This is a genomic window from Streptomyces harbinensis, assembly GCF_900116145.1.
Classification (GTDB): domain Bacteria; phylum Actinomycetota; class Actinomycetes; order Streptomycetales; family Streptomycetaceae; genus Streptomyces; species Streptomyces carpaticus.
Window position 1 is genome coordinate 202,839 of sequence record NZ_FPAB01000006.1, and the last position, 12,519, is coordinate 215,357.

General features: G+C 70.1%; 10 protein-coding genes. 4 read left to right on the forward strand and 6 right to left on the reverse strand.

Annotation, left to right across the window (positions count from 1 at the left end; genetic code table 11):
• Window positions 1-19: 19 nt before the first annotated feature.
• Genes BM385_RS18590 through BM385_RS18610 form a run of 5 tightly spaced genes read right to left on the reverse strand, consistent with a single transcriptional unit; the run spans window position 20 to window position 4,777 of the window.
• Complete coding sequence (locus tag BM385_RS18590; RefSeq protein ID WP_175543042.1) at window positions 20-922, reverse strand: type II secretion system F family protein; 903 nt, start codon at window positions 920-922, stop codon at window positions 20-22.
• 50 nt (window positions 923-972) lie between these two features.
• On the reverse strand, window positions 973-1,902 hold the full coding sequence (locus BM385_RS18595; RefSeq protein WP_093843737.1) for a type II secretion system F family protein: 930 nt from the start codon (window positions 1,900-1,902) through the stop codon (window positions 973-975).
• Between the two features lie 10 nt (window positions 1,903-1,912).
• A complete protein-coding gene (locus tag BM385_RS18600; RefSeq protein ID WP_093843738.1) occupies window positions 1,913-3,214 on the reverse strand; it encodes a TadA family conjugal transfer-associated ATPase in 1,302 nt (433 codons plus the stop codon).
• Entirely contained in the window at window positions 3,211-4,110 is a 900-nt protein-coding gene (locus BM385_RS18605; protein WP_093843739.1) for a hypothetical protein, read from the reverse strand. Before BM385_RS18605 ends, BM385_RS18600 begins: the two co-directional genes overlap by 4 nt.
• Before the next feature lie 25 nt (window positions 4,111-4,135).
• Window positions 4,136-4,777, reverse strand: coding sequence for a hypothetical protein (locus tag BM385_RS18610; protein WP_093843740.1), 642 nt, complete (start codon window positions 4,775-4,777; stop codon window positions 4,136-4,138).
• Window positions 4,778-5,131: 354 nt separating this feature from the next.
• Between BM385_RS18610 and BM385_RS18615 the strand changes: the two genes are divergently transcribed.
• The gene (locus BM385_RS18615) at window positions 5,132-5,968 is read left to right on the forward strand and encodes a hypothetical protein (protein WP_175543034.1); all 837 of its coding nucleotides are present in this window, start codon (window positions 5,132-5,134) and stop codon (window positions 5,966-5,968) included.
• Window positions 5,969-6,119: 151 nt separating this feature from the next.
• Window positions 6,120-6,380 carry a WXG100 family type VII secretion target gene (locus tag BM385_RS18620; protein ID WP_093843742.1) on the forward strand — a complete coding sequence of 87 codons (261 nt, stop codon included), beginning with the start codon at window positions 6,120-6,122 and terminating at the stop codon, window positions 6,378-6,380.
• 93 nt (window positions 6,381-6,473) lie between these two features.
• On the opposite strand, the gene BM385_RS18625 is transcribed toward BM385_RS18620, so the two are convergent.
• On the reverse strand, window positions 6,474-10,985 hold the full coding sequence (locus tag BM385_RS18625) for an FtsK/SpoIIIE domain-containing protein (RefSeq protein WP_093843743.1): 4,512 nt from the start codon (window positions 10,983-10,985) through the stop codon (window positions 6,474-6,476).
• 151 nt (window positions 10,986-11,136) lie between these two features.
• Between BM385_RS18625 and BM385_RS18630 the strand changes: the two genes are divergently transcribed.
• Window positions 11,137-11,403: a WXG100 family type VII secretion target gene (locus BM385_RS18630; RefSeq protein WP_093843744.1), complete on the forward strand. Its 267-nt coding sequence runs from the start codon at window positions 11,137-11,139 to the stop codon at window positions 11,401-11,403.
• A 91-nt stretch (window positions 11,404-11,494) separates the two neighbouring features.
• Complete coding sequence (locus BM385_RS18635; protein ID WP_093843745.1) at window positions 11,495-12,502, forward strand: hypothetical protein; 1,008 nt, start codon at window positions 11,495-11,497, stop codon at window positions 12,500-12,502.
• Window positions 12,503-12,519: the final 17 nt, after the last annotated feature.

Below are 12,519 nucleotides of genomic sequence, written 5' to 3' on the forward strand. Positions count from 1 at the left end.
CACTTACCTCTCAAGCTGGTCATGCCGAGAACACCCGCATTCCGGCCGGATAGATCAGAAAGATCAGGAATCCCAAGCACAGCAGCAGCTGTGCGATCAGCATCGACTGCGACTTCTCCCCCGCGCTCCCCTCGATCTCGGCGAGCTCGCGGTGGCGCATCGTCTCCGAACGGGCGGAGAGCGAGGCGCGTACCTTGGCGCCGTCGTCCGCGACCAGCGCCAGCGACGCGGACAGGTCCTTCAGCTCGTCCACCCCGACCTCGTCGCCGAGCTTGCCCAGCGCCTGCCACTGGGTCAGCCCGGTGATCCGGGCGTCGGCCAGCGCCGTCCTGATGCGCCGCAGCGCCCAGCCGTCGCTGACCTCGGCGGCCGCCTTCAGCGCCTCCGGCAGACCGCGCCCGCCGGCCAGGCTCATGGCCACCAGGTCCAGATAGGCCGCCACCACCCGGCGGAAGTCCCGCCGCCTGGCCTTGGCGTCCCGGCGCACCTCCAGGTCGGGCAGGAAAAAGAACACCCCGGCGAACAGCAGCGCCAGCCACACCGGGACCACCGGGCTGACGCCGAAGCCGATCAGCCAGCCCATGGAGAACAGGAACGGACCGAAGAACAGCCCGGCCGCCGCCAGCACCACCTTGCCGGCCAGGAACGACTCCCAGGTCCGGTCGAGCAGGGCCAGATCGGCGCGCAGCGACCGCTGTTCCCAGCCGCGCTGGAGGTACAGCTCGGCCAGCCACTCACCGGCCCGCTGCTGGACCTCGGCCAGCAGGCTGGGCTTCTTCGCCCCCTCGGCGGCGCTCTGGGCGGCGGTCGGGACGTACGGGGCGTGCCCCGTACCGCCCCGGTGCCGCAGGGCGTCGATCCGGGCGACGGTGGCCACCGGGCTGCGCCGGGTGGGCATCAGCGCCCGGACCGCGGCGTACATCCCGAGGCCGAAGACGGCGCCGACCACGACGGCTGTGGTGATGTCCGAGTTCACGACCGCGCTCCCCCCTGTTCGGCCGGCTGCCGCTCGCGCAGCTGGGCGCTCTCGTCCGAGCGCGCCATGAACCGCTCGGGCACCTCGATCCTGGCCAGCCGCCGCATCCACCAGAAGCCGAGGCCGAACAGGCCGCAGACGATGGCGAGTACGGCCTGGCCGAGGGTGTCGCCGAACGGTTCGACGAAGCCCGGGTTGAAGATCGCCAGGCCCAGCGGGAAGGCCACCGAGACCCCGACCACGATCTGCACGCTGCGCCGGGTCGAGGCGCGCTGGGCCATGACGCGCTGGCGCATGTCCACTTCCTCGCGGGCGGACTTGGCGAGCGCGCCCAGCACCTCGCGCAGCCCGGGGCCGCGCAGCCGGGCGTTGAGGATCAGCGAGGCGATGATGATGTCGGCCGAGGAGTCGTCGAGTTCGTCGGCGAACTCCTGGAGCGCCTCGGGCAGCGGCATCCGGGACCGCAGCCGGTCCACCAGGTTGTTCAGCGGGACGCGCAGCGCGGGGGCGGCGGCCCGGGCCGAGGCGGGGATGGCCTGTTCGAGGCCCACCGCCCCGGCGATGGTGTCGCGCAGCGACTCGGTCCAGCCGGCCAGCGCCTCCACCCGGCGCATGTTGGCGCGCTCCTCGGCGGCGCCGCCGAACAGCTTGCTCCAGGAGAAGACGAGCAGCGCGGTGCCGATCGCCGCGATCGGCCAGCGGGTGAGCAGCAGCACGACCAGCGCCGAGGCACCGGCGATGGTGCCGCGGCGGCCGGCGAAGCGCGCGAGTTCGGAGCGGCGCCGCTCGGCGCGGTCGCGTTCCTCCGCGGTCTTCGGCTCGATGCCCCGCACGGCCGCCACCAGCAGCGCGATCCCACCGCCCACGGCGACGCCGCAGAGCAGCGCGTACAGGGCGGTGAGGGAGAACAGTCCTGATCCGCTCATGATGTGCGTGTCACCCCCAGGCCCCTCGGTAGCCGAACTGCGCCAGTTCGTCGCCGCAGGAGAGCGCGGCGTGGGCGCGCGGTACGCCGTCGGGGCCCTCGGCGAACACCTCGCTGGAGAGCACCCGGCCGTCCACGCCGTTGACCTCGCGGATGGAGGAGACGATGCGGTGCAGCTTGCCGCCCTGGGCGTAGGTGTTGCGGCGTTCGATGAAGACGACGAAGTTGACGGCACCGGCGATCAGCATCTGGCTGGCCTCGATGGGCAGCCGTTCGCTGGCCTGGAGCGCGTAGGTGGAGATCCTGTTGAACACCTCGGCCGAGGAGTTGGCGTGGATGGTGGAGAGCGAGCCGTCGTTGCCCTGCGACATCGCGTTGAGCATGGTGACGATCTCATCGCCCAGCACCTCGCCGACGATGACGCGGGAGGGGTTCATGCGCAGCGAGCGCCGCACCAGTTCGGCCATGGAGATGAGGCCCTGGCCCTCGGAGTTGGGCAGCCGCTCCTCGAAGGCGACGACGTTGGGGTGCAGTTCGGGGAACTGGTCCAGCCCCAGCTCCAGGGCGCGTTCGACGGTGATGAGCCGTTCGTCCGGCGGGATCTCGTTGGCGAGTGCCCGCAGCAGGGTGGTCTTCCCGGCGTTGGTGGACCCAGCGATCATGATGTTCTTGCGGGCCCTGACGGCGGCGGACAGGAAGCTGCCCAGCTCCGGGGTGAGGGTGCCGTTGCCCACCAGGTCGGCGAGGAAGACCTTGCCGAGCCGGGCCCGCCGGATGGACAGCGCGGGGCGCCGGGTGACGTCCATGACGGCCGAGAGCCGGGAGCCGTCCGGCAGCCGCAGGTCGAGCTGCGGGTTGGCGGAGTCGAAGGGCCGGGAGGACAGGCCCGAGTAGGCGCCGAGGATCTGGATCAGCTCGACCAGTTCCTCGTCCGTCTCGGCCACCGGGTCGCCGCGCACCTCGCGGCCGTCGGCGTAGCCGATGAAGACCTGGTCGCAGCCGTTGATGTCGATGTTCTCCACATCGGGGTCGTCCAGCAGCGGCTGGAGCCGGCCCACGCCGAACAGCGCGGCGTGCACGGCCGAGGCGTAGTCCTCCTCGGACTGGGCGTCCAGCGGCGCCCGGCCCTCGGATATCTCGGCGCGCGCGTACTCCTCCAGCACCTGCGCGATGACGGCGCGGGCGTAGTGCCGCTCGTCCTCGGACGTCATCGGGCGGACGCCGCTGGCCTGGTCGATGCGGCGCTGTTCGGCGATGCGGTCGCCGGCCTCCTGCCGGAACCGCTTCACCAGCTGGTGGTTGACCTCGCTCATGCGCCCGCTCCCGGCCGGCCGTAGGACGGCGGCGGGGCGTAGCCCTGCGGCGGGGCGCCCTGCTGCTGCGGGAGGGCGGGACGTACCGGGTTGAGGTCGGCGCGGAAGGTCTGGTGCACGTCGGTGACGACCTTGCGGGCGGACCGGACCAGCAGCGACTTGTCGAGCCGGCCGCGGCGGCGCCCGGCCAGTTGCTCGGCCCCGGCCGGGTCCTCGGCGATCAGTCCGACGACACGGGCGCCGCTCTGCGAGGCGATCAGCATCTCGTTGACCTGCGCGGCGATCTTCGACCCCTGCTGCGGCTCGGCGATCAGCAGCACGCCGATCTGCGGCTTGGCCAGCTGGGAGGCCCCTCGCTGCTGTCCGTGCAGCTTGTTGTGCAGCGCGGCGGCCCGGTCCCGGACGTGGGCCAGGTTCTCCGGCTGGCCGCGGGTGACGAGCAGCAGCAGCGCGGCGTGCGGGAGCAGCGCCTGCGCGGGGGAATGGGCGTCGAGACGCCCCAGGTCGGCCAGGACGTCGGCGGCGGCCTCCTGGTGCGGGGAGTCGGCCAGCTCGGCGAAGACCCGGCCCAGCGCCCCCCACTGCCCGGTGAGCCCGCCGGACTGGTCGGAGGAGGCGAGCCCGATGATCACGTCCAGGCCGCCGGCCATCCGCTGCGAGTGGTCCCACAGCTGCTCGGCGGCGATGCCCCGGCGCGCGGTGGCGGCCAGGGAGAGTATCCCGGTGCCGGGGTCCAGCGGGCGGCCGTTCGCGCCGACCGACCGGTAGACGAGATCCCCGCCGGCCGGGTCGGCCTCGGCGAGCAGCACACGGCGCGGCCACAGCGCGGCCAGCGCGACAGCCGTGGTGGTGACCCCGGGGGCCCCCTTGTCCGCGGCCAGTGCGATCAGCGCCATCTGCTCAGCTTCTCCTTGTCCTCGGTCACTTGGCGGCGGGGATGATGACGAGCGAGACCTCGCCGGCGGAGGCCGCCCGGGTGAGCGCGGCGGCGTCCGCGCGCGCCACCCGCAGGGTCACCGGCAGCGAGGTGTTGCCGATCGAGTCGCCGCCGCCGTGCACGACGGACACATGGGCTTCCTCGGTGATGACGGTCTGCTGGGTCGAGGTCTCCTCGTCGCCGCTGTTCCGCTCGCGTCCGACCCAGTAGGCGGCGACGGTGTCGCCTGCCTTGAGCCCGGCGGGAAACTGTCCGGGCTGGAGGGAAACACCGACGATGACCTCGTCGTCGGGCAAAGTCTCTTCGCCGGTGAGCATTTCCCCGACCAGAATGGTGCCGCCGACGAGATCGGTGGCGGCGCGGAGTTCTTCTTTCAGCTGTCCGCGCTGTTCCCAGCGCACATAGTTGACAGATGAATCATCTGCGACGAGGACCGAGGTCATGGCGGATTCCGGAATGACGCCGCCCATGGGCACCCGTTCCGTGATCTTGATCGCCTCGATACGGTCCCCGGCCTGCATCACCAGCATCGTGGCCCCCAGCGCCCCGGCCAGCACCAACAACGCGGCCAGGGCGGCCAGCGCGGGCTTGCGCTCACGCGGCGGAGCGGGCAGCCGATCCCCCATCACGGGTCCGGCGGCAATGGACTTCTTCGCAGCCGCAGATGCCCGGTCCTGAGTTCTCATGCCCATCATCCCCGTGATCCACATACCCGAGCAAACATGCAATCTTCACTTCTCTATCAAGTCGCGGGAAACGCTATCAGCCGCCTCGCAGCGCCTACAACGGCGAGACTGTCACGCCCATGCAACAGAACCGCCCACGCGTCGCGCCCGGTCGGGAGGGGTCCCACCGCCCTGGAACCCCGGCCCGCCGGCACCGCGTGTTGAATGGCAGGAGCACTCGCCGGTGCCCCGGGAGGAAGAGCCTCCGCCGCCACTACCGTAACCAGAAGAGAGCGCTTGATGCCCTCCTACGACATGAGCCGTGACCGCTTCCGACTCTCCCACCAGCACGTCGCCGTCCTGGGACAGCTTCATGACGGCGAACAGGTCATCGAGGAACTGACAGCCGCCCGCGACGAACTGATCGCCGTCGGGCTGGTGAGCGAGCAGGGTGAACTCTCCCCCGTCCTCAACGATCTGGTCACCGCCCTCGCCAAGCCCGTCATCGTGGTCGACATCGAGATGACCGGCCCCCATGGGATCACCACCCACGGCGTCCTGATCGGCGAGGAGGCGGTCTTCAGTTTCGAGGAGTGGCCGGGCTTCGGAGAAAGCGAGTACACCCGGATCGAGCCCAGGACCCTGGTGTTCGAACTCGCCCGGCTGGTTGGCCTGCGCGACCGTACGACCGGTGATCCGGCCGGCGGCATCACCACGGTCGAGAGCACCATGAAGCCGGTCGACGATGTGTTCACCGGTCTCGCCCAGCTGCCCGAAGGCGCCGTCAGCAGCCAGGCCGATCTGGTCAAAGCGGCCGACGACATTCTCAAGACGAGCGCCGGCGACCTCCCCGAGGATGTCCGCACCCTGTTCGCCGGGCTCATCGTGGGCATGCGCTCCAGCTGGCGCATGACCGTGGCCTGGCCGGGCACGGAGAACGGTGCGGCCGGCACGAAGGTCTCCGCCTTCGCCGTGTGGGACTGCGACACCCTCGGCCACTGGCTGCGAGAGCTGCCGGCCGAACCCATCATGGAAGGCCAGATCACACCGCAATCGCCCCTGCGGCTGGTGCGAACCTCGGCGAAGGACCTGTGGGAGAAGATCGCCGACACCCTTCCCAACGGCGACGAAATCCGCTCGGCGGACAACTGATCCGGCCTCAGTCCATAGCCCCGTGACCGCCACTGCACAGGATTGTCACGAAGCAGAACTCTCGTTCCGCACGCCACATGCCGTGCGGTAGCGTGCCGGTCAACGGGGGACGGGCTGGCTGTCCCGCAGTTTGGTACCTGGAGGATTGAGTATGGATCGCGGTGCAGATCTCGAGAGGCTGAGGACACTCGCCGGTAAGTTCCGGGACTCCGCGGGCGACCTTCGCGGGCTGATCTCCACGCTGGACACGGAGACGCAGAGCAGCGAGAGCTACTGGAAGGGTCCGAAGTCCGACCAGTTCCGCTCCGAGTGGCAGGACGTCAAGCCGACCTTCGAGTCGTTCGCGGACGCCCTCGACGACGCCGCCCAGAACGCGGACACCAATGCCGACAACATCGAGGCGGCCACCTGAGCCGACCGGCTCGCCCTTCGGCACACCGCGAGGTGCCGGGTCCCTTCCGGGGCCCGGCACCTCACTGGTTTCCGGCGCGTACCGGCGGGTGGCTCAGTCGTCCTGCGACGCGGCCTGGATCGGGGTGAGCGCTCCACCGGTGATCAGCAGGCCACTGCCCACCGGGCCGCCACCGCTGTTCGCCGGCAACCGCACTCCGAACAGCTCCCCTTCACTGGGGTTGCGCGGCATCAGCAGCAGACCGTTGCGCGACTTGCGTGCGGTGGAGACGAATCCCCGGTACTGCGACGAGAGTGAATCCGTGGTACCGGCCGCCAGCACCGCGTGCCCGCCATCCATGCCCGTGCGCATGACCTCGGTGATCGCCTTGTCCACCGGGGTGTCGTACACCAGCTCCGCGTCGTCCACCACCACGACGTACGGCTCGCTCAACCCCTTGACCAGCTCCTCCACCTCGTTCTTCGTGCTCTCTCCGTTCAGCAGACCGGCTACCCCCTCACGGCCGGCCAGCGCCCGCAGCGGCGAGCGGCGCGGAGTCACCAGGATCAGCGATGTCCCCCGGTCCAGCAGCGCGGTGGCCGCGGTGACCAGTGATGTGGACCTCCCCGACTTCGGCGGGCCGGCGATGACGAACCCCGGGCCGAACTCTTCCAGGTCGATGCCGATCGGCTGCAACTCGTCACCGCCCACGCCGAGCATGACCCACAGCGGGGACGGCGGGGCAAAGTCCGGTGCGAGCGCGAGGGCCTGGGACAGCGTGATCCGGTTGGGAAGCGCGTCCACCCGCATCGGGGCCTGCGAGGGACGCGGCGCGGGCATGACCTCCCGCGCCCGGCGGCCGATCTCCTGGAGCGCCGCGACCTGGGCCTGCCCGGAGGGGTCCTCCGCCAGCAGCGCCAACTGGCTCTCCAGCATGCCGTCGTTGCTCATCTGAAGAGCACGGCCCGAGGGCATCTCGGAGGGGATGTCCTTGGGCCGGAAACCAGCCGAGGTGTAGTCGGTGACGTCCGCGAGCCGCAGGATCAGCTTGTCGGGGAAAGCCGAGGAGATCTGGCCGGTGAGCCCGCGCCGATCACCCGTGATGACCGCCTTGAGCCCGACCGCGGCGCCTTCCCGGAAGATCTGCTGCATCGACTCGATGAGCTGTCCGTAGTTGAACTTCTCGAAGGCCGATACGAAGCCGTCCCACGCGTCCAGCAACAGCACCATCCACGGCAGCCGTTCCTCCGCGGGCGCGCTCGCACGCTGCTCGGCGGCGCTCGACACACCGAGATCGGCGAGCAGTTGCTGCCGCCGGGTGATCTCGTTGCGGAGCCGGTCCACCAGCCTCCGCACCCGCTCCGGCTGGTCGCGGGTAACCACCGCGCCGGTGTGCGGCAGTCCCACCAGCGGCAGCATCGCGTTCGAGCCGCAGTCGATGGCGTACAGGTGCACATCGCCGGGCGCGTTGTCGCGGGCGAGCGAACCGGCAAGTGTCCGCAGTGCGGTGGAGCGGCCCGACCGGGGGCCGCCGACCAGCATCAGGTGACTGCCCCGCACCAGGTCGAGAGCGAGCAGGGCGCGCCGCTGCTGTGAGGGGAGGTCGGTCACGCCGAATCCGGCGGGTGCGACCTCGGCCGGGTCCGAGGGGGCCTCGGCGTACGGCTCCAGCTCCGAGAGCTGGATGCGCTCGGGCAGCGGATCCAGCCAAGGGCTGCGCGGCGGCGGGAACGCCATACGCCGGGCACCGTCGCGGATGGCGTCCACCAGAACGGCGAGGTCGGTCACCATGGACCCGTCGTCCTGACCGCCGGACGCCACGGCGAGCGGACGTCCCAGAGCCGGCCAGCCCACCGGCGTCACCACCACGCTCGCGGCGCCGGTGTCCTGCCGGGGCCTGCGGCCACCGATCCGGGCCGACTGCACGCCCACGAGCGACTGGGCGCCGGAACGCACATAGGCGCGGCCAGGGGTGGCCTTGGCAATGGCGGCCGAGTCGGGGGCGTCGATGACATCCACCGATTCCTTGGCGTCCGTCACCCGCAGAGCGATCCGCAGGTTGGTGTTGGCCTTGATGTCGGCACTGACCACACCGGCCGGCCGCTGCGTGGCGAGCACGAGGTGCACACCGAGTGAACGGCCCCGGCGGGCGATGTCGACCAGTCCCGCGATGAAGTCCGGCAGTTCGGCCACCAAGGAGGCGAACTCGTCGATGATGATGACCAGCCGGGGCATGGGCGCCAGCTCCGGCCGCTGCTTACGGTCGTCGTTGTAGTCCTCGATGTCCTTGTTCCCGCTGTTGAACAAGATGGTCTCGCGCCGGTGCAGCTCGGCGGCGAGGGAGGCCAGGGCCCGCTCGGTCAGGTGCGCGTCCAGGTCGCTGACCATGCCGACCGTATGCGGCAGGTTGGCACAGTCCTGGAAGGCGCTGCCGCCCTTGTAGTCGATCAGTACGAAGTTCAGGGACTCGGGATGGTTGACGACCGCGAGCGAGGCGATGATCGTCTGCAGCAGCTCGGACTTACCCGCGCCTGTGGTACCGGCGACCAGGGCGTGCGGCCCGTCCCGCCGGATGTCCAGCACGAAGGGCCCGTCCGCCGCGAGCCCGATGGGAGCGGCGGTGGACTCACCCCCGGCCCGCCAGACACGTTCGATGTCCTCACCGGCAGGGTTGGGCATACCCAGCAGGGACAGCAGACGTGCCGCGGTCGGCAGCGCGCCACCCGCGTCGTCCCGGCTGACGTCGCGCACCGGAGCCAGCGAGCGGCTCAGCAGCTCGCACCACTCGACCGGTACCTGGTCGGCGAGCACCTCCCCCAGCTGCTCGAGCCCGGCGCCGCGCAGCAGCACCCGGCTGACGGAGCCGGCCGGCCACGACACCACCGCCCGGCACTCCTCCGGGAGCAGCCGCTCCTCCTCGTCGATGCACAGGGCGTAGATCCCGTGCTCGGGCCCCTCCTGGAGGAGCTGCGGGACACCGGGCATCCGGCGCAGCAGCCTGGCACCGTCCAGCACGACCAGTACGGCCGGATCGGGACGCAGAGCCTGCTGCGAGAATCCGGCGGTACGGCGCAGCGCCTGCCTCCTGTTCAGCTCGGTGAGCACCTCGCTCACCCGGCGGCTGATCAGTTCGGGCTCCGTTCCCAGCAGCGCGACACAGCTCTGTCCCTGCCGGGGCTGGGTGTGGGGCAGCCAGTGCACCCAGTTCCACACGGACGCGGCGTCCGGAGAGCTGGAGAGCAGCACAACGGACAGATCCCGCGGACTGTGCAGCGTCGCCGCCTGGTCGAGGAACCAGCGGGCAGTGGACAGAGCCCGCGCTCTGGCCCCGGCCACTCCCACGACACCCAGTTCGGGAAAGGACAGCGTGACCGGAACGTTGGCGATCACCGGAGGGTCGGGTACCGGGTCCGACATCCGGGTGCTCCCGGAGGCCACCATGGTGATGTCGGCCGGCTGATGGGCCATGCCCACGCGCAGTTGCATGGCGTCGTGGTCGGTCAGCCGCCGTTCCCAAAGACGTCCGCGCGGGCCGGAGGCGATCAGCAGGATCTCCGCCGGGTCCGGGAACGCGGTGCGCCGCACCCGCTGGTCTTCCCGGCTCATCGCGGTCAACATCGCGTGGAAGTCGATCATTTCCTGGCGGTACTGCCCGACCGACTTCTGATACGTCTTTTTCCGGTACCGCGATTCATTGACGAAGTGCCCCACCGCCATGATGGGTGACATCAGACAGAAGAGCAGCATGTACACGTAGCCGGTGATGAGATACATCATCACGCCGAAGACCAGGGGGACGATCGCGGTGATCAGATTGAAACGCGCGTTTCCCGCCCGGGTGGGTTTGCTCGGGATCACCAGGCGGGGCGGGGTGTGCGGGGAGGAGAGCCGGGGTGGGCGGTTGTACGCCGCGCCGCCGTCGCCGGTGGGCGCGAGATGGGCGTCCGGTGGCATCGGACGCTCCAGGGTGATCAACGACTCGCCCACGGCGAGCAGTGCCCCGAGTGGCCATTCCTGTTCCGCAGTCAGTTCCTGGTCGTCCAGGTATGCGGGCACGCCTGGCTGCGGGCGTACCGTCACGCGGCCGTGAATGTCCACGGCGGCCCGCGCCGCGAGGGGGGCCAGCAGCGGATCGGTGACGATCACGGTGTTCGACGGGGCCGACCCGATGGTGGCGGCCCCGAACGAGAGCCGGGCCACCCGGCCCGCGCCGGGCCCGGCCACCACTCTCAGTTCGTAGTGGCCGGTGGGTTCCCCGGACCACAGCAAGGGGCCGATCCGATCGTCCAGGGTGATGCGCATGCCGTCGCGCAGCAGGGTGCCCACCGGGGTCTGCGGGGGCGCGGCACGGCCGTCGACCCACAGCGTCGGATGGGCGGGGTTGTCGCCGGGCACGGGCGGGCCCGCCTGGGCGTACGGCTGGTGCGCGTACGGCTCGTGCTGGGGCCCGGATTCCAGTAGGGAGGCGGCCAGGGACGGGGGGAGAGGGCTGCGTTCGGTGCCGGCCGCGTCGAGGAAGGCCGCGAGCTGCTGCGCCACCGTGGCGGCGGTGGCGGATTCATCGGCCTTGATGAGCACGTCCTGTGGCTCTGCCCCCGTACGGATCACCGTTACCAGAGCCTGCATCGTGGTTTTCCTCTCCCCGTGTCGAACGCGGGCAGCCTATCGGCCACCCTCCCGGAGGGTCCACAGAAGGCCGTCGCCACCACCATGTTCCACGGGAACCGCGAAACGCGCGACAATCGTCATCGCAAGCGTTCACGGGGAAGGGGACGTCATGTCTCAAGAGATAGATGTGCTGCGGGAGCGGGCTCGCGATCTGCGGGACCTCGCCAGGGATGTCGACGGGCTGATGACAGCGGCCCGGGATTACGCCCGGGACAGCATGGAGTCCTGGGAAGGGCCGAACGCCACCGATGTGCGGGGCGATCTGGACAGCTGGAACACGAAGTGCGGTGAGGTCGCCGAGGCACTGCGCCAGGAGGCGACCAACTGCGACAACGAGGCGGACGACCTCGAAGAGGAACAGAACGAGGACGGGTGACGCTCCCGTTCCGCGCCTCCCGGTAGGTGACTCTGCTCCAGCACTTTCTTTCCCAGCCCCTCGGTCTCTTCCGTAGAAGGACATGCCCGTCATGCGCCAAGCCAATCCCGATCATCTCGATCATCTCGCCGAACTGCTCGACGGACTGTCGGGGGACTCGGGCGTCGCCGTCGAGTACGCGAATCTCTCGACACGTGCCGCCGGTCTCAACGCCACCGGCCATCTCGCCCCGCTGTCCGCGCTGCAGCAGTGGGCCGGGGACACGGCCTTCGAACTGCGGGACAACGCCAGCATTCTGCGGGGTGGCCCCAGCGCCCTGGACATCGCCATCTTCGGCAAGGACGTCACCACCACGGCGATGGCGGCCTTTTACGGCAGCAAGGGATTCTGGAATCTGGTGCGCGGCGGTACCCCGCTGTCCATTCCGGCGGGCAACTCGGCCGTCTACATGGCGAACTTCGGTGCGGGAACGCCGTCCAGCGGCTTCATGGCCAGGATGGCGACCCGGGGAATGTCCCCGGCCATGGCCCGGCTGCTGGGTGGTTCGCACAACGCCGCGATGTACATGCGCGCGGGTTCCGGTTTCGTTCCCACGGCCCAGCAGGCGAATCTGCTGCGCCTGGGCGCGGCCGAGTACTCCATGATGCGCGGAGTCCGGTTCAACGCCGGACGCCTCGCGAGCTTCCGTTCGGCGGCCGGCACCGTGGGCCGGGCCGCCGGCGTCATCCGGGGTGCCGGGGTCGTCGGCAGCGTCTTCGGGACGGTGACCGGTGTCGCCGACATCATTTCGCAGGGCAATCCGATCGACGCGTTCCAGCGGGACCCTTCCGGATACGCGGTGACCGTGACGGGTACCGCCTTCAACGCGTCGATGACAGCGGCGCTGGTCGCGCCCAACCCGGTCACCGTGGGAGCGGCGGTGGTGACCGGTGTCGCCTACGCCGGCACCCTTATCTGGGACAACTGGGACACCATCACCAATCCTCAGACGTACCGGGACATCGCCAATGCGGCCGGAGATGCCGTCAGCACCGTGGGCAATGCCGTGAAGGACGGCCTCAACAGTGCCAAGAACTTCATCGGAGGCCTCTTCGGCTGACCGCCCATGGCACCCTG

Bases quoted from the DNA above. Each gene is read 5' to 3' on its own strand.
- BM385_RS18590 (WP_175543042.1), bottom strand. From the start codon at position 922: ATGTACGCCGCGGTCCGGGCGCTGATGCCCACCCGGCGCAGCCCGGTG.
- BM385_RS18595 (WP_093843737.1), bottom strand. From the start codon at position 1,902: ATGAGCGGATCAGGACTGTTCTCCCTCACCGCCCTGTACGCGCTGCTC.
- BM385_RS18600 (WP_093843738.1), bottom strand. From the start codon at position 3,214: ATGAGCGAGGTCAACCACCAGCTGGTGAAGCGGTTCCGGCAGGAGGCC.
- BM385_RS18605 (WP_093843739.1), bottom strand. From the start codon at position 4,110: ATGGCGCTGATCGCACTGGCCGCGGACAAGGGGGCCCCCGGGGTCACC.
- BM385_RS18610 (WP_093843740.1), bottom strand. From the start codon at position 4,777: ATGGGGGATCGGCTGCCCGCTCCGCCGCGTGAGCGCAAGCCCGCGCTG.
- BM385_RS18615 (WP_175543034.1), top strand. From the start codon at position 5,132: ATGAGCCGTGACCGCTTCCGACTCTCCCACCAGCACGTCGCCGTCCTG.
- BM385_RS18620 (WP_093843742.1), top strand. From the start codon at position 6,120: ATGGATCGCGGTGCAGATCTCGAGAGGCTGAGGACACTCGCCGGTAAG.
- BM385_RS18625 (WP_093843743.1), bottom strand. From the start codon at position 10,985: ATGCAGGCTCTGGTAACGGTGATCCGTACGGGGGCAGAGCCACAGGAC.
- BM385_RS18630 (WP_093843744.1), top strand. From the start codon at position 11,137: ATGTCTCAAGAGATAGATGTGCTGCGGGAGCGGGCTCGCGATCTGCGG.
- BM385_RS18635 (WP_093843745.1), top strand. From the start codon at position 11,495: ATGCGCCAAGCCAATCCCGATCATCTCGATCATCTCGCCGAACTGCTC.